General features: G+C 58.0%; 13 protein-coding genes. 12 read left to right on the top strand and 1 reads right to left on the bottom strand.

The window, feature by feature from the left end; genetic code table 11:
• Positions 1 to 28 precede the first annotated feature (28 nt).
• Entirely contained in the window at positions 29 to 2,734 is a 2,706-nt protein-coding gene (locus PSR63_RS26930) for an HAD-IC family P-type ATPase (protein ID WP_274329243.1), read from the top strand.
• 42 nt (positions 2,735 to 2,776) lie between these two features.
• Complete coding sequence (locus tag PSR63_RS26925; protein ID WP_274329241.1) at positions 2,777 to 3,583, top strand: DUF1028 domain-containing protein; 807 nt, start codon at positions 2,777 to 2,779, stop codon at positions 3,581 to 3,583.
• Between the two features lie 38 nt (positions 3,584 to 3,621).
• Here the strand turns inward: PSR63_RS26925 and PSR63_RS26920 are convergent, their stop codons facing one another.
• Positions 3,622 to 5,562, bottom strand: a complete 1,941-nt coding sequence (locus PSR63_RS26920) for a glycoside hydrolase family 97 protein (RefSeq protein ID WP_274329239.1) — start codon at positions 5,560 to 5,562, stop codon at positions 3,622 to 3,624.
• 316 nt (positions 5,563 to 5,878) lie between these two features.
• On the opposite strand from PSR63_RS26920, the gene coxB reads away from it, so the two are divergent.
• From coxB to PSR63_RS26870, 10 genes are all read left to right on the top strand, one after another.
• Complete coding sequence (gene coxB, locus PSR63_RS26915) at positions 5,879 to 6,832, top strand: cytochrome c oxidase subunit II (RefSeq protein WP_274329238.1); 954 nt, start codon at positions 5,879 to 5,881, stop codon at positions 6,830 to 6,832.
• A 2-nt stretch (positions 6,833 to 6,834) separates the two neighbouring features.
• Positions 6,835 to 9,057 (top strand): cytochrome c oxidase subunit I, encoded by a 2,223-nt coding sequence (gene ctaD / locus PSR63_RS26910; RefSeq protein WP_274334266.1) that lies wholly within the window; start codon positions 6,835 to 6,837, stop codon positions 9,055 to 9,057.
• Positions 9,054 to 9,869, top strand: a complete 816-nt coding sequence (locus PSR63_RS26905) for a cytochrome c oxidase assembly protein (protein ID WP_274329237.1) — start codon at positions 9,054 to 9,056, stop codon at positions 9,867 to 9,869. The genes ctaD and PSR63_RS26905 overlap by 4 nt, the downstream gene beginning before the upstream one ends.
• Complete coding sequence (locus PSR63_RS26900) at positions 9,866 to 10,081, top strand: hypothetical protein (protein ID WP_274329235.1); 216 nt, start codon at positions 9,866 to 9,868, stop codon at positions 10,079 to 10,081. The genes PSR63_RS26905 and PSR63_RS26900 overlap by 4 nt, the downstream gene beginning before the upstream one ends.
• A complete protein-coding gene (locus PSR63_RS26895) occupies positions 10,074 to 10,601 on the top strand; it encodes a QcrA and Rieske domain-containing protein (protein WP_274329233.1) in 528 nt (175 codons plus the stop codon). Before PSR63_RS26900 ends, PSR63_RS26895 begins: the two co-directional genes overlap by 8 nt.
• On the top strand, positions 10,598 to 12,028 hold the full coding sequence (locus tag PSR63_RS26890; RefSeq protein WP_274329232.1) for a cytochrome b N-terminal domain-containing protein: 1,431 nt from the start codon (positions 10,598 to 10,600) through the stop codon (positions 12,026 to 12,028). The genes PSR63_RS26895 and PSR63_RS26890 overlap by 4 nt, the downstream gene beginning before the upstream one ends.
• 150 nt (positions 12,029 to 12,178) lie before the next feature.
• The gene (locus PSR63_RS26885; protein WP_274329231.1) at positions 12,179 to 14,782 is read left to right on the top strand and encodes a DUF1592 domain-containing protein; all 2,604 of its coding nucleotides are present in this window, start codon (positions 12,179 to 12,181) and stop codon (positions 14,780 to 14,782) included.
• A 29-nt stretch (positions 14,783 to 14,811) separates the two neighbouring features.
• Complete coding sequence (locus tag PSR63_RS26880) at positions 14,812 to 16,242, top strand: DUF1552 domain-containing protein (protein ID WP_274329230.1); 1,431 nt, start codon at positions 14,812 to 14,814, stop codon at positions 16,240 to 16,242.
• 481 nt (positions 16,243 to 16,723) lie between these two features.
• Positions 16,724 to 18,139 (top strand): efflux RND transporter periplasmic adaptor subunit, encoded by a 1,416-nt coding sequence (locus PSR63_RS26875; RefSeq protein ID WP_274329229.1) that lies wholly within the window; start codon positions 16,724 to 16,726, stop codon positions 18,137 to 18,139.
• Positions 18,136 to 21,279 carry an efflux RND transporter permease subunit gene (locus PSR63_RS26870; protein WP_274329228.1) on the top strand — a complete coding sequence of 1,048 codons (3,144 nt, stop codon included), beginning with the start codon at positions 18,136 to 18,138 and terminating at the stop codon, positions 21,277 to 21,279. Before PSR63_RS26875 ends, PSR63_RS26870 begins: the two co-directional genes overlap by 4 nt.
• Positions 21,280 to 21,299 lie beyond the last annotated feature (20 nt).

Raw genomic sequence — 21,299 nt, 5'->3', positions numbered from 1 at the left:
TCATCAACCGCAGTCGAGAGGATCACTCATGAGTCGCCCAGAAACCGAGTTCTGGTACCACTTTGATGCCCCGGATGTGGAGTCGCGACTGGAAACAAGTATCAACGATGGCTTGCCCCTTTTAGAGATTGGTCGTCGCCGCGAACGCTTTGGCCCCAATGCGTTGACCCAAGCCGAGGGCGAAACGAAGTTTCAGATTTTCCTCCGCCAGTTTCAACAGCCACTGGTCTATATTCTGCTCGCCGCAACCGCACTGACGATCATCCTAAGAGAATGGGCCGACGCGGCGGTCATCTTTGCCGTGGTGCTTGTCAACTCCATCATCGGCTATGTCCAGGAGGCGAAGGCACTCCAAGCGATCAACGCGTTGAGCAAGGTGCTCAGCAGCGAGGCGACGGTCATCCGCGGCGGCCAAACAATGCAGGTCGCCGCTTCCGAATTGGTGCCTGGAGACTGCGTGAAGCTTCAATCAGGCGATCGCGTGCCGGCCGATCTGCGGCTCCTTCAGCTACGCGATCTACAGATTGACGAATCAGCCCTCACAGGCGAATCAGTACCGGTCGAAAAGTCGCTCGATACGTTACCGGAAAACACGCCCCTGGCAGAACGGACCAATATCGCGTTCTCGTCGACGCTTGTCACCTATGGAACAGGCACAGGGATCGTCGTAGCAACAGGTGATCAAACGGAAATTGGCAATATCAATAAGCTCATTGCCTCGGCCGACGTTTTAGAAACGCCGCTAGTTCGCCGAATCAATGAGCTGAGCCACATTCTGTTGAAAGTCATTCTGGTTCTCGCAGCCTTGGTAGCCGTAGCCATCCTTTTGCGTGGGGAGCCACCCGTCGCGGTCTTGCTGGCAGCCGTGGCCCTGGCCGTTGGGGCGATCCCTGAAGGACTGCCGGCGGTGGTCACCGCAACATTGGCGTTGGGTGTATCACGGCTTGCCAGTCGCCGCGCCATTGTCCGCAAATTGCCTGCCGTTGAAACTCTGGGTAGTACCACCGTCATTTGCTCCGACAAGACCGGTACGCTCACGCAGAACCAGATGACGGTACGGAGTCTTTCGACAGGGTCGAAGCGGTTCCAAGTGGAAGGTTCCGGCTATGATCCAACAGGAGATATCACCAGCAGTGATGAATCCGACGTCAACGCCAAGGAAGACGAGCATCTGGGCGAGCTCTTGCGAGCTGGATTGCTTTGCAACGACACCAATCTGGTTGCCTTGGATTCCGGCGACTGGAAAGTTGAGGGAGACCCGACCGAAGCGGCTCTGTTGGTTTCCGGGGCAAAGTTGGGACTCGATCGCAAGCAAACTGAAGCGGCATATCCACGGCTCGATACGATTCCCTTCGAATCGCAGTATCAGTACATGGCGACACTTCACCAAGCGAGTGAAAGTGAGAACGTCGCCTACGTCAAAGGTTCGGTTGAGCAGCTCTTACCTCGATGCCAGGGCCAGGCCGATGGCGGATCGTTTGATACCGCTGGAATTGAATCGCAGGTCGCTGAAATGGCATCGCAGGGACTGCGAGTTCTTGCATTTGCAAAGAAAGTAGTCCCAGCGACGCAATCCAACCTGGAACATGAGGATCTTGCTTCTGGACTGACGCTATTGGGCCTTCAAGGCATGATTGACCCGCCTCGTCCTGAGGCTATCAAGGCAGTGGCAGCCTGTCAGAATGCCGGTGTCAAGGTGAAGATGATCACCGGCGACCATGTCGGGACCGCGGCTGCAATCGCGGCACAACTTGGGCTCCAGGGAAAAAGCGACGACAGCGGTGATCGCTTGCAGGGCATCACAGGCGTCCAGCTTGAAAAGATGTCGGATCGAGAGCTTTTAGGAACTGTGGAAGATATCGCCGTGTATGCGCGGGTGTCTCCATCCCAGAAGCTAAGACTTGTGGAAGCCTTGCAGTCGCGCGGAAATGTCGTGGCAATGACCGGCGATGGCGTCAACGACGCACCTGCGTTGCGTCAGGCCAACATTGGCGTTGCCATGGGAATCACCGGTACGGAGGTGACCAAGGAGGCGGCCGATATGATTCTGACGGATGACAACTTCGCATCGATCGAAGCGGCTGTGGAAGAAGGTCGTGGAATCTACGATAACCTCACAAAGTTCATTGCCTGGACGCTTCCCACGAACCTCGGTGAAGCTGGGATCATTCTGGTCGCTGCGTTTCTTGGTTTCGAGCTGCCCATTACGCCCCTGCAAATCCTTTGGATCAACATGTCGACGGCTGTCCTTTTGGGAGCAACGCTGGCCTTCGAGCCGAAAGAGCCGGGCCTGATGAATCGATCACCTCGAGACGTCGACGAACCCATTCTTTCGATGTCTCTCATGATTCGGACACTCTGGGTAGGCGCTTTGTTGGTCGTATCTACGTATGCGGTCTTTGCGTTCAAGAAGTCGTTGGGCGTCGAGCTGGAATCGGCGCGCACAGCCGCTGTCAACGTGATCGTGCTCGGGCAGGCGGCCTATTTGCTCACATGTCGCTCACTTCGCGTATCGTTTTTCAAGCTCGGACTCTTCTCGAACCCGCTTCTATGGCTTGGCGTACTGGCCATGATAGGTCTACAACTTGTGTTCACCTATGTGCCGGTAATCAATCAGATATTCGAAACCCAACCAACGACCTGGCGTCCGTGGGCGCTTGCCGTGGGAACCGGGGCCATCCTCTTCTTCCTGGCAGAGCTCGATAAGCTTCGCGCGGGTTGGGTAAAGCCTTGAGAGGGTAAACTAGTAGCGACAATCGACCTCAACGGACACAACATGATGAACGCTCTCAAGGTAACTTCCGTAATCGCTATTCCCCTTTTGGCTGTCGGGCTAGTGTATGTGACGCAGCCTGAGAAAGATCGCCCCGCGGTGACTTCCTCGCAGGCGACCGACCCGGAGGTGAATACGTTTTCGATCGTCGCCTACGATCCGAAGACTGGGGATCTGGGGATTGCCGTGGCAAGTAAAGTGCTGGGCGTCGGCTGCATTGTCCCCTGGGGTGAGGCCGGTCGAGGGGCGATCGCCACACAGTCGGCGGCGAATACGGCTTATGGACCTGAGGGATTAAAGCTGCTGAAGGATAAGACGGCCGATGAGGTCGTGCAGCAACTAACCAATGGCGATGAAGGCCGGGCCATTCGTCAGTTGGGGATCGTCGATGCGCAAGGGAGAGCTGCCAGCTTCACCGGCGAGAAGTGCAATGCCTGGGCAGGTCACCTGATGGGAGAGCACTTTACCGTGCAGGGCAACTTGTTGGCCGGTGAGAAGGTGATTCAGGATATGGCGGCCAAGTATCGTGAGGCCAGTCAAAAGGGCGAAGGAGAGCTGGCCGACTGGTTGATGGCCGCTTTGACCGCCGGTGACGATGCGGGTGGAGACCGACGCGGCAAGCAATCGGCTGCGCTGATGGTCTACCGGAAAGAGGCTGGCTATGGAGGAAACGATCGCTACATCGACCTCCGCGTCGACGACCATGCCGAACCGGTCACGGAACTTGCCCGACTGCTGGAAGTGCACAAGAACTTCTTTGCCGGTTCGCATCGTCGTGTGCCATCAACTGAGGAAGCATCGAAAGACTAAGTTGACTGTCTGAACTTGCTGGACTTAATCCATGGTTACTACCGACCGGTTGGAGCAATCCGAATCGCCTCGCCGCCGTCACGTAGAAGTGTGAGAGTCAGTTCGGTCGTGGCATCGACTGCCTCGGTATCGATGCGGATCTTTGTTTTCGTGGGCATGCTGGGGTCGTCTCGATAGCGGCAGGCCTCGTACTTGGTATCCGGAGAAAGGAACGTCAGCGGCAGGCTCAGCTCGCGTTTCTCATTCGCGTTTATCGCGCCCACAAACCATACGTCGCCGCTACGCCGGGCAATGACGGCGTACTCGCCGATCTCGCCATGGATGACCTTCGTCTCGTCCCAGACGGTGGGGACTTCTTTGAAAAACTCCAACTCGGGCGAGTCAACGATTCGGCTACGCGATGACTTGCCGTCTTGCGCTTCGGTAAGCGGCGTGTCGTACCAGTACATGAATTGCCACGGCGAATAAGTGCACACGGCTTTGGCCAGTTGCTGACCGTGCGTCCATAGTTGATCGACGCGTGGGTCGAAATAGCAGATGGTATGATCCGCGGCACCGGCCAGGTTTCGCGTGAAGAGTGTCGTGACGGCCAGGCTAGTCGATGGCTTCGCTTCATCACCCCGTACGCCTTCTTGCGTCATCAAGTTGGGATAGGTCCGTGAGTAACCGACCGGGCGGTACTCGTCATGAATGTCGACCATCAGCTTATGCTCGGCGGCTTTGCGTACCGCGTCATGCAGCCACGAAGTCCACTGCTGCGAACCCGTGTTCACGAAGCCATACTTCACGCCGGCAATCCCCCAGCTTTTGTAAAGAGGCAAGATCTCGTCCAGTTGCTTCTCCAAGGCTCGGCGATTGACGTAGACGATGATACCGATGCCGCGCTCGTCGGCATACTTGACCATCTCTTGCAGATCGAGCGGCCCGGCCGAACGCCTTGGGTCGAGAGTGACGGTCGTTGCGTCGGAAGAATCGTCGTACTCGTAGCCATACCAGCCGGCGTCGAATTCGACATATTGAAAGTTGTTGGCCACCGCAAAGTCGATCGCCGCCTTGGCTCCGTCGTTCGTCAAGCTGATCTCGCGAAGCACCTTGCCCGGTTTAATCCAGGAGGTGTCTTCGATAGCGCAAGGCTCGTTCAGGTTGAGGATCAGATCGTTGCTCTCGAGCAGCTCTCCAGGCGAGTTGCCGATCAAAATCACTCGCCAGGGAGTTTGTAGCGTTGTTTCCGAGGTTGCTGCGCTTCGCAGCTGACTCACGACCGTCGGCTTATCTGCGGAGATCGATTTCAGCCGCATCATGGGATAGTCGATCGCGGCAGCTTCTGCGACAGCCGCATAACGGTTGGGACCGAGTTGGATGGTGAGTGGCCGCTCGACGTTGTCACCCAGATCGACGAGGCGGACTTTGTCGTACGTGCCTTGGGCGGATTTCGTACGCCACGCCCAAGGATCGCCGGGAAAGCAGAACTCGGTCCGTTCCTCAAGCAGTGTTATCGGCTTGTCATTGCCGACGAGCGTACGAACGGCGACGCCATGATCGTAGCAGCGGACTTCCACGTTGAAGGTGCACTTGGTGGCCGTATCTTCGCAGTGGAAGGCTTGGGCATGGTAGTGATCGACAATCTCGGATCGCTCGCCGTAGACAGGCTTCCACTTGGTGTTATGTCTTGTCATGTCGGTGGTCTGCAGCAACTTCAGGTGGTCACCAATGACCACGCGATCGCTACGCAGAAAAGATATCGTGCTGTTATCCATAAACACTTCGTCGTCCAGCTTCACCGAGTAGTTCAACTGACTTTTCTGGTCGACTTGTTTGATAGCGACGCGGACCTCAATCCGACCATTGGGGGACGTGAGCGGTTCGGCCAGCACTGCGGAGCAGGCCGCTATTACCAAGATCGCGCAGACACCGATCAAGCGAAGGAGAGGCACGGTAGCAAGTAGAAGTCGGGACGTGCGTCGGCCAACCAGGGTCATGGGCAGGTTTCCAGGCTGAGGTGGGATCGAAAGGCGGTAGGTATCCGTCCAGCATAGTTGAAAACGGATGTCCCTGCGCTTGGGCAATCGCCCGTGCAGGCCAAACGCTGAAAAGTGAACTCCACAGCCGTGGCAAGACGGTTTCTCTAGATTGCCTTGAATGCGTAGTGGGAACTGCTTAACGCGATTGGCCAATTGTTAAGCTGCGGTGAGCGATGTCGGGTTGAATCGGATTGCGACCTGCCGGAATCTTCGTACAATCGCATCGACCAGTAAGGATTACGCAAAGTATTCAGTACCTCAGAGTTTGGACGCGATGGAGTCGACATTTCCCGTATTCGATCCGGCATCACCTCAGGCGGAATCAATACGCGATCTCTTTGTCCAGGTGCTGATCATCAGTGCCGGCATCTTCGCCATCGTCTCGGGGTTGATCTGCTTCGCCCTGTATCGCTTTCGCGTTACCGAAAAACTTCCCGCCCAGGATTTCGGCAGTCATAAGCGAGAAATCGCCTGGATGGCAGGTCCGGTGATCATTGTCATCTGGATCGCAGTGATCAGCATCAAGCTCATCCTCACGATCAACGCCCTGCCACCACAGTATGCCAAGGGGGCGACCGGCGACGACGGCATCGACATTATCGTCACCGGGCACCAGTGGTGGTGGGAAGTCGAATACACGGCGTCTGGCATCGTCTCGGCGAACGAGATTCACATTCCGACCGGAAAGAAATTGCGAGTTGCGCTGCGTTCGGAAGATGTCATTCACTGTTTCTGGGTTGCCCAGCTGACGCGCAAGATGGACGCAATCCCCGGGCACGAGAACTTCGTCTGGCTGGAAGCCGACAAGCCAGGTACGTACCAGGGGCGGTGCGCTGAGTACTGCGGCACGCAGCATGCCTGGATGAACTTCCTGGTGATCGCGCACGACCCCGACGACTTCAATGCCTGGCAGCAGCGAGAGAAGCAGACGGCCGCTGCACCCGACGAGAAGCTGGCCTCGGATGGAGCAGCCCTGTTCATGAAGCTGACCTGTTCGCAGTGTCATGCGGTCTCAGGAACCGAAGCGACGAAAGACTTCGCTCCCGACCTGACCCACTTGGCCAGCCGCGCTCGGCTGGGCGCGGGCGTGATTAAGAACACACCGGAGAATCTCCGTACCTGGCTGGCCAATCCGCAGGCTGTGAAGCCTGGCTGCAAGATGCCCAACTTTAAACTTAAAGACGAGCAACTCGATCAATTGGTCGCCTACCTGGAGACCCTCCGTTGAGCATGCCACTGGTCGAAACGAAGGAGACAGAAGTCCAGCAGCCGACGGCGCTGGGCCCGCTGTTGGCTTGGGTTAGCTCGGTCGACCACAAGCAGATCGGCATCATGTACATCTGCACGGCGACTATCTTTCTGGCGATCGGCGGGCTGGAAGCCTTGCTGATTCGGTTCCAGCTGCTGGTCCCCAAGAACGATTTCCTCTCGCCGGACTTCTTCAACCAGATGTTCACCATGCATGGGACCACGATGGTCTTTCTGGTGGGCATGCCGGTACTGGTTGGCTTCGCGAACTACTTCGTTCCGCTGATGATCGGGGCCCGCGATGTCGCCTTTCCGCGGCTCAATGCGATGAGCTTCTGGCTGCTGCCAATGGGTGGCATTCTCCTTTACTTCAGCTTCTTCACCGGTGCGGCTCCCAGCGCTGGCTGGTTTAGCTATGCGCCTCTCTCGACGCGGCCCTATAACTTGATGGTTGCGCAGGACTACTGGATCATTGGGCTGCTTTGCCTGGGCGTGGGAAGCGTCGCGGCGGCGATTAATATCGTCGTCTCCGTCCTGACCCTTCGTGCACCTGGCATGAGTTTACAGCGGGTTCCGCTATTCGTTTGGATGAGCCTGATGACGGCGATTCTGACCGTATTGGCCTTACCGGCCCTGAATGCCGCGCTGGCCATGCTGCTGATCGATCGCTTCTTGGGAGCGGCCTTCTTTCAGCCGGAACGGGGTGGTTCGGCCGTGTTGTGGCAACACTTCTTCTGGGTGTTTGGCCATCCCGAGGTCTACATTCTCATTCTGCCGGCGTTCGGGATGATCTCAGAGGTGATCCCGACGTTCTCGCGGAAGCCGATCTACGGCTACGCGTTCGTGGCTGGCTCGAGTGCTGTAATCGTACTGTTGAGCTACGGCGTATGGGCCCATCACATGTTTGCCGTGGGGCTGGGCATGGGGGCCGACATCTTCTTCGCGATCGGAACCCTCCTGATCGCCCTGCCAACCGGCGTGAAGATCTTCAACTGGACCGCCACGATGTGGGGTGGAGCCATTCATTTGACCGTCGCCATGCAGTTCGCCGTCGCTTTCCTCTTGGAGTTCGTGATTGGGGGACTGACGGGTGTGATGTTTGCCGCCGTGCCGATCGATTGGCAGTTGACCGATACTTACTTCGTAGTCGGGCACTTTCACTACGTGCTGATTGGTGGAACCGTATTTGGGCTGTTCTCGGCGACCTACTACTGGTTCCCGAAAATGACTGGGCGGATGCTCAGCGAACGCCTGGGCCGCTGGCAACTGTGGCTGTGGATATTCGGTCTCAACGCGACCTTCATGTCACAGCATTTTCTGGGCGTGATGGGCATGCCGCGGCGCGTCTACACTTACGACGACAATCCAGGCTGGATGATCCTGAACATGGTTGCCACCGCCGGAGCCGTTGCCATGGCAACCGGCACGCTCGTGCTGCTATGGAACATCGCGATCAGCCTGCGAAGTGGCCAGCCTGCCGGCAACAACCCGTGGAACGGCTTCACGCTGGAATGGGCCACTACTTCACCACCGCCGGCAGAGAACTTCGAGACGATCCCCGAGGTCAAGAGCCGTCGTCCGGTCTGGGATATGGATCAGCCGGAGCACGCCGATTGGAAGTCGGAAAAAACACCAAGCGACAACGGCCGTAGGCCCGATAAAGCGATGGTATGTGCCTGGGCGTTTATCGCGTCGGAGGCGGTCTTCTTCCTTTTGTTGTTGGTGTCGTACGTTGTTTTCAACTCGCAGGAAGTGGAAGGGCCGAATTCATCCACAGCGCTCGACGCGACCCGCACCGGAGCGTTTACCGTTTGTTTGCTGCTAAGCAGTGTGACGTTCTGGTTTGCCGAGCGCGCCTTGAAAGCAGGCAAGGCGCAGCACTTCCGCGGCTGGCTGGGTTTGACGATCGGCCTGGGCGCCGTCTTCATGTTGGGTCAGGCCTGGGAGTACACCGGACTGATTCAAAGTGGCATCACGGTCGACTTGAATCTCTTCGCGGCGACGTTCTTCACGGTGACCGGATTTCATGGTCTGCACGTGACGGCAGGCCTCGTCGCGCTGTCGATCCTGTTGGCCCTGGCCATGAATGATTCCTTCTCCAGCAAGCGGAGCAAGGTGTTTGGAGCAGTCGGTGTTTACTGGCACTTTGTCGACGTCGTTTGGATTGTCGTCTTCCTGATTGTGTACATGGGGTATCTGCAATGATGTCCTTCCTGACGAACCCATCGCTTTGGAATCTCACCTCACCGGTGTGGCTGGTCGTGGTGCCGCTGGTGATCGCGGTCATCGCGTGGCGAAAGAAGCTGGCCGGAGCCAACTGGTGGTGGCTGGCTATGGCGATGGTGGTGTTGGTACTGGCATTTATCTCCCCGGTTGGCGTGCTGGCCGGAGGCTATCTGTTCAGCGCGCACATGGTGCAGCACCTTTTGTTGCTACTGATCGTACCCCTGGGACTGATGCTGTTTCTACCGCGTGAAATGATGGAGTCGCTGCTGGCTCGTCCAGGCCTGACGAAGTTGAATTCACTGCTCTCCATACCAGTGGTCGGCTGGATTGCCGGCCTGGGGGCAATGTGGCTGTGGCATGTTCCCTCGCTATGTAGTGCGGCAACGCAAAGCGACGCACTTAGCTTCGTCCGCAGTGCCACCTTCCTGGCGGCCGGCTTGGCGTTTTGGTGGCCCATCTATTCGCCGGTAGCCCGCTTCCGCCTGGATCCGCTGTTGGCAGTCATTTATTTGTTTTCGGCCTGTGCCGGATGCACCCTGCTGGGGATCTATATCACGTTTACGCCGGTATCCGTTTGTCCCGCGTTTGCCAACCCGGTCGATCGAGTCGGCATCCTCACGTCGCTGTATCAGGCAGGCTTCACGCCGATGGTCGATCAACAACTGGGCGGGCTATTGATGTGGGTACCGCCGTGCTCGCTGTATGTCTGTGCGATCCTCAGCGTGCTAAGCCGTTGGTATGCGATGGAAGACCACGCTTCGAACGAGAACCTATCGGAGGCTTCCCTGTGAGTGAGAGTGAAGTCGCCCAGTCGCACGAGTCTCCCACGCCGCAGCCGACCTATGCCCCAGCCGCGATGGCCCTTGGCATCATGATGCTGCTGTGGGGCATCACGACGATGTGGATCATGTCGGTCGCCGGGCTGGGCGTGATGGCGTGGTCGCTATGGATGTGGATCAACGACATCCGGCTTGATTGGAAGAAGGAAAACACCGGTGAGTGATTGCGTGGAACCAAACAACCCTTCGTCCGACGAAGACCGACGTGGCTTTCTAACCAAGCTTTGCCTGGGACTGTCGGCGCTGATCGGCACGATGATCACGCTACCAGGCGTCGGATTCGTACTTGCCCCGGTCTTTGCGAGGCCAAAGCAGGTGTGGCGGAAGTTGGGTAAGCTCGACGAGTATGAAGTCGGCAAGACGGTGAGTGTCGAGTTCAAGGATTCGATTGATCAACCCTGGGCTGGCGTCACCGCGATGAGTGGTGCCTGGCTGCGGCGGGTTTCGGAGAAGGAGTTCATCGCGTTTTCGATTAACTGCCGGCATCTCGGCTGTCCAGTGAACTGGGTCGAGGATGCTTCGTTGTTCATGTGTCCGTGCCACGGTGGTGTCTATTACGAAGATGGCGAAGTCGCTGCCGGTCCGCCGCCGGAACCACTGGCCCGTTATACGGTGCGGGTAAAAGACGGTTTCGTCGAGATCGAAACGTCCTCCGTTCCCTTGACCACCAACGACCAGGTATGACAATGCTGGGCAAGATCTGGAATTGGATCGACGATCGAAGCGGCTTCTCCGATGTCGTCATGCCGATGCTCGAGCATGTCGTCCCCCGCGATGCGCGGTGGTGGTACGTATTCGGTAGTGCAACGCTATGCGCGTTCATCATTCAAGTGCTTACCGGCGTTGCGCTGGCGATGGTCTACGTACCAGGTGGCGATGCCGCCTACGAAAGCCTCGTCTACATCACCAACGACGCGACGCTCGGCTACCTGGTGCGAGGAATGCATTACTACGGCGCGACCGCCATGGTGATGCTGGCCGTCATTCATATGACGCAGGTGTTTCTGCATGCTTCGTACAAATACCCGCGTGAGATGAACTGGATGAGCGGTGTCGTGCTGCTGTTCGTGGTGCTCGGTATGGCGTTCACCGGGCAGCTACTGCGGTGGGATGCCAACGGCGTGTGGTCGGTGATGGTCGCGGCCGAGATGGCTGCCCGGGTACCGTTTATCGGCGGGTACATCTCGCAGTTTCTGATGGGGGGCGAAACCGTGGGCGGTTCGACGCTGAGCCGCTTCTTCGCCATTCATGTGTTCATCCTGCCGGGACTGATCTTCGCAGGCGTTGGTTTGCACTTATGGCTCATCCTGCGGCATGGCATTTCCGAAATGCCCAAGGCCGACCAACCGGTCAATCCCGAAACGTACAAGGAAGAATACGAAGGTCGCCTGGAAAAGACGGGCGTTCCGTTCTGGCCGATTGCCGCGTGGCGGGACGTCGTGTTTTCAACGGTCATGGTCGTGGTGATCATGGGGTGTGCGATCTTCGCCGGCCCCCCTGCCCTCGGCCCGGCCCCCGACCCGGCGAACATTCATGCCAACCCGATGCCCGACTGGTATTTCTGGTGGTACTTCGCCGTGTTGTCTATGCTGCCGCCGGAACTGGAAACATACGTGATCCTGGGGATGCCGATCCTCGGAGCGATTGGTTTGTTCATTGTCCCCATGCTTTCCAACCGCGGGCATCGAGCTCCGTCGAAGCGTCCTTGGGCGATCGGTACGGTCGTTTTCGGGGCGACCGCGTTCGTCGTGCTTACCATTTATGGTTACCGCAAACCGTGGTCGCCTGACTTCGACGTCAAACCTTTGCCGCCGGAAGTCGTGCGTACGGAAGACCCGAATATTCAGCACGGGGCTGTACTTCTGCGGCAGAAAGGTTGTCTCTACTGCCACAACGTCGACGGCTTCGGCGGCTACCGCGGTCCGGAACTCTCGGTCATCGGCGACCGGCTCGACCGAGGCGAACTGGTCATCCGCATTAATAACGGTGGCTATAACATGCCGTCGTTTGCCTCTTCGCTGACTGCCGAAGAACTGAACCAGATGGTCGACTTTCTACTGACTCGGTCCGACCATCCCGACCAGGACACCGCGGAAGATACGACCGACTAGCCAGCTTGTCACTTTCAGCGGATGACGGATCGGGATGTCAATTTGCCATTAAATTGACGGAAGTTCGGTTTTATCCTTACAATGCACGGGTCTCGTTCCTCTCTCTTCCACTTGCCCATTCACTCGCCCGATGCTTCGATTGGCCCCCCTATGAATCATTCCCTGCGCGGTCCGCAAATCCTCGCGATAGTGCTTCTTTCGTGGATTGGCGTAAGCGCCCAGGCGGAAGAGGCGCCGTCTGAATCGCAACAGCAGGCCCATCGGTTCGAAGCACAGGTTGCTCCGATCCTTTCCAAGCACTGCCTGGAATGCCACGCGGCCGGCAAGACCGAAGGAGGCCTGAATCTCTCGCGGAAGCAAACCGCTCAGGCAGGAGGCGAGTCCGGAAAGGCGATTCACGCAGGCAAGCCCGACGATAGCCTGCTGTGGACGTACATCGAATCGGACGAAATGCCTCCGAAGCGAGCGCCTCTTTCGGCCGACGAAAAGCAGATCATCAAGTCGTGGATCGAAGAGGGGGCGGTGTGGACGCGCGAGGTCATCGATCCCGGTTCTCACCTGGTTCGGCAATCGTCCGAGGTCTGGGTGCAGCGGCTGACCATGGCCGAATACATCACAACTGTTCAAGCGGTTACCGGCGTCGACATCTCTTTCGATGCAAAACGCCTGATGCCGCCGGACGTGCGGGCTGATGGCTTCTCGAACACCGCCTACAGCCAGACAGTCGACTTGAGTCACGTGCAGGCGTACGCCGAGCTGGCCCAGCGAATTGTGCAGAAGATGGAATGCGGCGAGTTTGCAGCCCGCTTTGCCGATTGTCATTCGTTCGATGATTCGTGCGTGACCCAACTGATCCAACGGATGGGCAAGCACGTACTTCGCGGTCCACTCGATCCTTGGGAAGTCGAGAGCTATCAGCAAATCGCGAAGGCCGTTCAACAGGAAAAAGGAACGTACGAAGAAGCCGTGGGCTACATCCTGGAAGGGATGCTTCAGTCGCCCCGCTTTGTTTATCGCATCGAAAAGCCAAAGGGCGACCAGCCTTCCCAGTACGAACTGGCCTCGCGTCTCAGCTACATTCTGTGGGGTGCGCCGCCAGATGAAGAGTTAATCCGTCTGGCCGATGCTGGCAAGTTAAATGGGGCTGAACTTGAAGCATCGGTCCAGCGGCTGTTGAAAGACCCTCGCGCGAAATCGCGATCGGCCCAGTTCGTGCACGAGTGGCTTGAGCTTGAGCGACTCGATTCGCTACGTCCCAATGCAAAGCTCTACCCGGCATGGAACGCTGCTCTGGGGAATGATATGCGGGACGAAACGCTGGCCTTCTTCGACGAAGTCGCTTGGCAACAACAACGACCGTTGGCCGATTTGATGAACGCCCAGGTCACGGTCGTCACGCCACGACTGGCCCGCTTCTACGGTTTGAAAGCTACGCAAGGACAACCGCTCGCCGGTTCTCGACAAACGGCCGGTAGTTCGAGCGGCGTGGTCGCTTTCTACGATTTCAGCGAAGGAAGCGGGGACATTGTGCACGATCAGAGCCGGAGTGATTCGTCTCTCCGTTTGAAGATTCAAACGCCGGATAGCGTCCGCTGGAAGTCCGATGGGCTCGTCGTTCACAAGCCAGCCCGGATTTTCACGACCGAACCGCCCCATGCCCTGATTGAGGCGCTGCAAAGGACGCACCAGATTACGATCGAGGCCTGGATCACGCCGCACGACTTGCAGCAGAACGGACCTGCCCGGATCGTGACCTTCTCGCGCGATACCAGCACTCGCAACTTTACCTTGGGGCAAGAAAAGAAGAAATACGATGCCCGGCTAAGAACCAATAAGACCGATCGCAATGGCATGCCGTCGATCAGCAGCAAGGATGGCCAGGTGACGACGCAGCGGACGCATGTGGTCTACACGAAAGACGACGACGGCGTCGCGCGGCTGTACATCGATGGCAAACTATCCGCGGAGCGTAAAGGCCTGGGGGACTTCTCGAACTGGGATGACGATATGGTCTTCGGTCTGGCGAACGAAGTCACCGGCGATCGACCATGGCTGGGCACGCTGCACTCGGTGGCGATCTACGACCGGGAACTTTCCGCGGAAGAGGTGGTCGTGCAGTACGAGCCGATCCGCCGTTACGACCTGACCAGCTATCCCGAACGGGGTGGTATTCTGACGCAAGGGAGCACGCTCACTCTGGGCGGCGATAATGCCTCGATGGTCAGCCGTGGTCTCTTTGTGCTGCATGAACTGCTTGACAGTCACGTGGGGGCCCCGCCTCCGTGCGTCGATACAAGTCCTGTGCCTACGAAGAAGGGCCTCACGCAGCGCGGTATCGCCATGGAGCGAATCAACAACGCATCGTGCGGTGGGTGTCACTCGCGGTTTGAACCGCTGGCATTTGGGCTCGAGAAGTTCGACGGCATCGGTGCGTTCTCTGACAAAGATCGATTTGGCAATCCTCTACGCGACGACGGCGAGATCCTTTTGCCAGGGACCGAACAGCCGGTCAAGTACGAGACGTCGCGACAATTGATGGAGATCCTCGCGTCGAGTGATCGCGTCCGCATGGGCATCACGCGAAAGCTGGTTCAGTTCGCCATCTCTCGCCCGTTGGCTGCCAGCGATGAACACGCAGTCGAGCAAATTCACCAGCAAGCACAAGCCGACGGCGGTACCTACCAGGCCGTCATGCAGGCGATCGTCCTGAGCGACTTGGTACAGAAGTTCCCTTCTTCGGAAACGTCACGCTAACAATCCCCTTTCCCATTTGGGTTTCACCGATGAAACGAACACATCTCAATCGTCGAACGCTTTTGCAAGGTCTGGGCACGGTTGCTATCGGACTGCCGCTGTTGGAAGAGATGACGGTCACGCCGGTGCTGGGGGCTGCCAAGGCAGACATACCGGTGCGAGCGTTCAATGTCTTCTTCGGTCTGGGGATCCCCTCGCCGCTGCAGAACGAAGGCTACGACGGCGTGCTCGAACCGCTCAAGCCTTTGCGTGACAAGTTGCTGGTCATGAAGAACGTCGACCACGTTCGCTGCGACATGCCAGGCATCAACGCGCATTTCGATGGCGCTTCGGCGGCCTTCACGGCAATGCCAGCCGAGGGAACCGCCAAGGCAGGTGGTCCTTCGATCGATCAGCTGATCCGCCAGCAATATCACCCTGATGGCCTGCCGCCGGGAATGATTTCGACGCTGATTGCCGGGACGTTCTTCCGCCGCAGCCGCGTGGTGCGTTACACGCATAGCTTCAAAGACGACGGCACCCCAGCGGCCGCCATGCAAGAGAAACCGCGTGACTTGTTCAGCCGGATCTTCGGCGAGGTGCCGACCGATTCGCTCGATCCCCGCCGTCAGCGATTGTCGCGGAGCGTGCTCGATAGCGTCGTGCAGCAGGCGAAGCACTACACCGGGCAGAACTCGCCCCTGGGTAAGGTTTCGCGATCGCGACTGCAAGATCACCTCGATCGTGTCCGCGAGTACGAACAGCGAACGATCGAGTTCGAGAAGAAAGCCGAAGAGCGACGACGCGACCTGCCGGTTCCGCCCGCTTCGCAGCTGCCGCACGGCAACGAGGCCGACCCGAGCGGTCAAGGCATCGACATCACGCTGGAAGAACTCACTACCGAGTGGCGCCTGATGGCCGACCTGTACGCGCTAGCCATTGCCATGGATCGCTGCCGCTTCGGTTCGATCACCTTCCTGGCCGCCGGCGAACGCATTCGCCTGACCGGCGATTACAAGTACAACGGCGAGAAGCGATTTGTCTTCGACGATGCGAAGCAGCTCAAGGCCAGCGGCGACAAAGGTTGCAGCCACGAGTGGTGGCACAAGTTCAACGAGAAGAAGTCGAACGAGCAACTGCGGGCTCATGCTCACATGAAGATGCGGGAGGTCGCTTACTTCCTCCAGCGGCTCGACGAGCAGGACGCGATGGAAGCCAATGGCAAGACAATTCTCGAAAACTCCCTGTTCACCATCAGTACCGAGTCCGGCGATGGCCGTCACAACGATGTGAAGCGGGAGCTGTCAGGCGTTTTCCATGCGGTGACCGGAGCCAACGGTCGCTTCAAGACGGGCGAGATCGTCGATGTCAAAGCGGAAGGGCTCGACGCCTACAATCAGCTGCTCCGCGGCATGGGCGTGCAGCGAAATCTGGGGCCGGAGAAGCGCGATACCAAGTCGGTCGATCAGATTCGAGCCTAGGCGTCCCAACGCTTATTCGCCCTATTTCACATGAATCGAGCCAGTCTGAGGGAGCCATTTCAGGTGGACACTTAGGCAGCTAAAGGTTTACGTGAAATATTTTATCGACATTCTTCGCGGGTTTTTCTTTTACTGCGCAGGTAGTGATCCCTCAATTTAGGGGGGGGCGTTCGGTCTTGCCATCCGTTCCCGCAAACGGGTGGATTCCACGCGTTGGTAGGCATCTAGGAAACGATATCGTTTCCATAATACAGGCTTTTGAGGTCCAACGACCCACCTAGCCTTCTCCGCCGCGTCGCCGCTTCATTGGCTTTCTGGCCGTTAGTCACTCTGCGGCAATTACGACCAGCTTTTTGTGGTAGGAGAATCCGCCAAGGATCCTGGACGATCGTTCTCTCGACCCTCGGATAGTGCTGCCTAGAATTGGCAAACCATCCAAAAGGACCGGGCAAAACACGATACCCAATTTTCGATTGGCTTTATGGAAATCCTTCGACGAAACCATCCCTTGTTGCTGGCCACACTCGCTTGTGGCGTTACCGCGATTGCTTTCGCGGGCTGTTCCCGTGCAACCCAAAACCCGGGCGAGCGCCCTCCTCCGACCGTGACCGTTTCTCCGCCGGTCAATAAGAGGATCGTGGAATGGGATGCCTACACTGGCCGTCTCGAGCCCATTGAATTTGTCGAAATTCGGGCCCGCGTCAGTGGTTATCTTCAGTCGATTCACTTCGACGAAGGCCAGATCGTCAATCAAGGGGACCTGCTCTTTGTGATCGATCAGCGTCCTTTCAAAGCGGCACTGAATGGGGCGAAGGCACAACTTGGTCAGGCCCAGGCACAAATGGCGCAGGCCCGGGCACAGCTGGATGAAGCGCGTGCTCAAAAGAAACAAGCCGAAGCCCAGTTAAACCTGGCCGATGCCCGCGTGAAGCGAACGCGAACGCTACGCACGTCGAACGCGGTCGCCCAGGACGAACTCGATCAGCGGGAGGCAGAGTTCACCCAAGCGGAAGCGGACGTAACGGCCACCGAGGCGGGCATCGGGCTGGCGGAAGCTGGCGTCGCAACGGCTCAGTCGGCGATTCACTCGGGTGAAGCAGCGGTCGAAACGGCCGAGCTCGACCTGAACTACACTAAGATCTACGCACCTGTTTCAGGCCGGATCAGCCGCGAGTACGTCACCGAAGGCAACCTGGTCAGTGGCGGTGCGGCGACCTCGACCCTGCTGACGACGATCACCTCGGTGAATCCCATCTACTGCATGTTCGACGTCAACGAGCAGCAGGCTCTGAAATACATTCGACTCGCCTTGGAAGGAAAGCGCGAAAGCTCGCGTTCGGCGAAGAACCCTGTGTTCCTTGGCTTGGCCGATGAAAAAGGCTTTCCGCACATGGGGCACATGGAGTTCGTCGACAATCGCTTCGACGCCAGCACGGCCAGCATTCGCGTACGTTGCATCTTCCGTAACGACAACGAAGTCCTCGTGCCGGGCATGTTCGGTAAGGTTCGCCTGCCAGGCAGTGCGGCGTACCAGGCCGTGCTGATTCCCGATTCGGCAATTGGCACCGACCAGTCTTCGCAGTACGTCTATATCGTGGTCGACGGCAAGATCCAGCGGCGTAGCGTAGAAGTTGGCCCGTTGGTCGATGGCCTGCGAGTGGTTCGATCCGGCCTTGATGGCAGCGAGTCGCTCGTGATCAAAGGGATTCTGCTGGTGCGTCCTGACATGCCGGTGAATACCGAAACCGGTGCCATTGAAGAGCGTGAAGACGGCCTGCCCAACGATTACACACCGCTGCCGCAGGACCAATGGATTTCGGCAGGGCTTAGCTCCGTTTCTATCCTGCAGAACGAGACGCAAACGGCGGTTGAGAAGACCGAGGAGGCGATGCGATGAAGTTTCCTCACTTTTTTATCGAACGTCCGATCTTCGCGTCGGTGCTGTCGTTCATCATCGTGCTGGTTGGCGGCATCACTTACTTCACGCTGCCTGTTTCGCAGTATCCTGATGTCGCCCCGCCGACGATTGTGGTGCGAGCCAGTTACCCTGGGGCCACGCCGCAGGTAATCGCCGACACGGTTGCCACGCCGATCGAACAGGAAATGAACGGCGTTGACGACATGCTGTACATGGAGTCGTCTTCCAGTGCCGACGGCACGATGCAGCTGACGGTGACCTTTAAGCTGGGCACCGACCTGGACGACGCCCAGGTGCTGGTGCAAAACCGGGTGGCCATCGCCGAACCGCGCCTGCCCGAGGCTGTTCGCCAGATTGGTGTTACCACCAGCAAGCAGATCCCGGACATGCTGATGGTGGTGCACTTGGAATCGCCGGACGGAAGCCGCGATCAGCTGTACATCAGTAACTTCGCGTTTCTCCGCATCCGCGACGCGCTGATGCGACTCGATGGCGTCGGCGACATTCGTATCGCTGGCGGTAACGAATACGCGATGCGCGTGTGGCTCGATATCGAACGTATGACCCACTTGGATTTGACGCCTGGTGACGTGATCAGTGCGATTCGTGGCCAGAATGCTCAGGTCGCGGCCGGCGTGATCGGCCAGCCACCCAACGATGGGACCGGCGCGTTTCAATTGAACGTGACCACCGAAGGGCGTCTCAAGGATACCGAAGAGTTCGGCAACATCATCATCAAACGAGGCGACGATGGTCGCGTGACGCGGTTGAGCGATGTGGCCCGCCTGGAACTGGGTGCTCAAGATTACTCGCGGCTTAGCTATCTAGACGGCAACCCAGCCGTTGCGGTCCTCATTTATCAGCGGCCAGGCACCAACGCGGTCGATACGGCTAAAGAAGTCAAAGAGACGATGGCCAATCTGGCGACCGACTTCCCTCAGGGGATTGGCTACCAGATCGCCTACAATCCGACCGATTTCGTGGAAGAGTCGATTGCGGAAGTGTTCGATACGTTGCTGATCACCACGGTGCTGGTGGTCTTCACGGTGTTCATCTTCCTGCATGGCTGGCGGCCGACGATCATCCCGGTGATCGCGATTCCCATTTCGTTGATCGGAACGTTTGCCGTGATGCAGACGATGGGCGTGACGCTGAATACGTTGTCGCTGTTTGGACTGGTATTGGCGATTGGTATCGTGGTGGACGATGCGATCGTGGTCGTTGAGAACGTCGAGCGCCTGATCGCCGAAGGTCTCTCCCCGCGTGAAGCCACCCATAAAGCGATGGACGAAGTGGGTTCGGCCTTGATCGCCACGACGCTGGTGTTGATCGCCGTGTTCGTGCCGACGATCTTCATCCCCAGCATCAGCGGGAGGTTCTATCAGCAGTTTGCCATCACGATCGCTATTTCGACGGCGTTCTCGACGTTTGTGTCACTGACGCTCAGCCCGGCCATGTGTGCCCTGTTGTTGCGGCCGAAAAATGAGAAGAAGAACTGGATGGGCAAGGTGGTCGACGTGCTGTTCGGCTGGTTCTTCCGGCTGTTCAACAAGACGTTCGACGTGACCAGTAACATCTACGCTGGCATCGTTTCGCGCATTGTGCGTGTGTCGGCCGTGGTTCTGCTGATGTATGTCGGGCTCTTGGTGGCCACTTACTATAGCTTTGGCATGGTGCCCAACGGGTTCATTCCGCAGCAGGACCAAGGTTACGCGATTGTGGCGATTCAACTTCCTGATGGTGCAGCGCTTTCCCGAACGGACGAAGTGACGAAAGAAGTTGCCCGGATCGGTGGCGAGATCGACGGCGTGGCTCACTCGGTCGGTATCGCAGGCCTGTCCGGGTCGACGTTCACCATCAGCCCGAGTGCCGCTGTGACCTTCCTGCCGCTGGAAGATGCTAAGGAGCGCAGTGCGAGGGGACGCGGGGTCGATGTGATCGTGGCCGAACTACGGCAGAAGCTGGCCGGCATTAACGAGGCCCAGATCTTCGTGATTCCTCCGCCACCAGTTCGCGGTATTGGTCGTGGTGGCGGTTACAAGATGTACGTCCAGGACCAGAGTGGCGCCGGTCTCGATGCGCTTGCCCAGGTCACCAATCAGATTGCCGCGCAGGCCAATCAGCAGCCAGGGTTGGTTCAGGTTTACTCGAACTATCGGCTCAGCGTTCCGCAGATTAAGGCGAACGTCGACCGGACGAAGGCCGAGATGCTGGACATCCCGGTGAACGATGTCTTCACCGCACTACAGGTCTATCTTGGTTCGGTCTACGTGAATGACTTCAACCTTTTGGGACGAACCTACCGAGTCACGGCTCAGGCCGAGCCCGAGTTCCGCGACGAGCCGAGCGACATTTTGCAGCTGCGAACGCGCAGCACCCGTGGTGCCAGCGTGCCGCTGGCTTCGATTGTCGATGTCGAGCGCGTGGTGGGTCCTGATCGCCTGGTGCGTTTCAACTTGTACCCGGCTGCCGACCTCAATGGTGATACGGTCCCTGGCTTCAGCTCGGGGCAGTCGCTCAATACGATGGAGCAACTGGCCAATACGAACCTTCCGCCCGGCTTCGGCTATGCGTGGACCGATATTGCGTTTCAGGAACGTCAGGCAGGCAACACGATTGTCTTCCTGTTCCCGCTGGCCGTGTTGTTCGTGTTCCTGACGCTGGCCGCTCAGTACGAAAGCTGGCTGCTGCCGCTGGCGATCATCTTGATCGTGCCGTTGTGCTTGCTGTTCGCGATTGTCGGAATCTGGTTCCGTGGGATGGACAACAACATCCTCACGCAGATCGGCTTCATTGTGTTGGTGGGCCTGGCATGTAAGAACGCGATTTTGATTGTCGAGTTCGCCAAGGCGGAAGAAGATGCTGGCAAGAACCGGTTTGAAGCCGCCATCGAGGCCTGTCGTTTGCGACTTCGCCCGATCTTGATGACGGCGTTCTCGTTCATCTTGGGCGTGATTCCGCTGTTGATCGCGACGGGTGCCGGCTTCGAGATGCGGCGTGTGCTAGGAACCGCCGTGTTCGCAGGCATGCTGGGCGTGACGATCTTCGGGTTGTTCCTCACCCCGGTGTTCTACGTGGTGCTGCGGAAGTTTGCCAAGCAAAAGCCGAGTGAAGCGTAACGCGTCGCTGGATCGATACC

The sequence above is a fragment of the Bremerella sp. P1 genome (assembly GCF_028748185.1).
GTDB lineage: Bacteria > Planctomycetota > Planctomycetia > Pirellulales > Pirellulaceae > Bremerella.
This window is presented reverse-complemented; position numbering and strand designations above follow the sequence as displayed.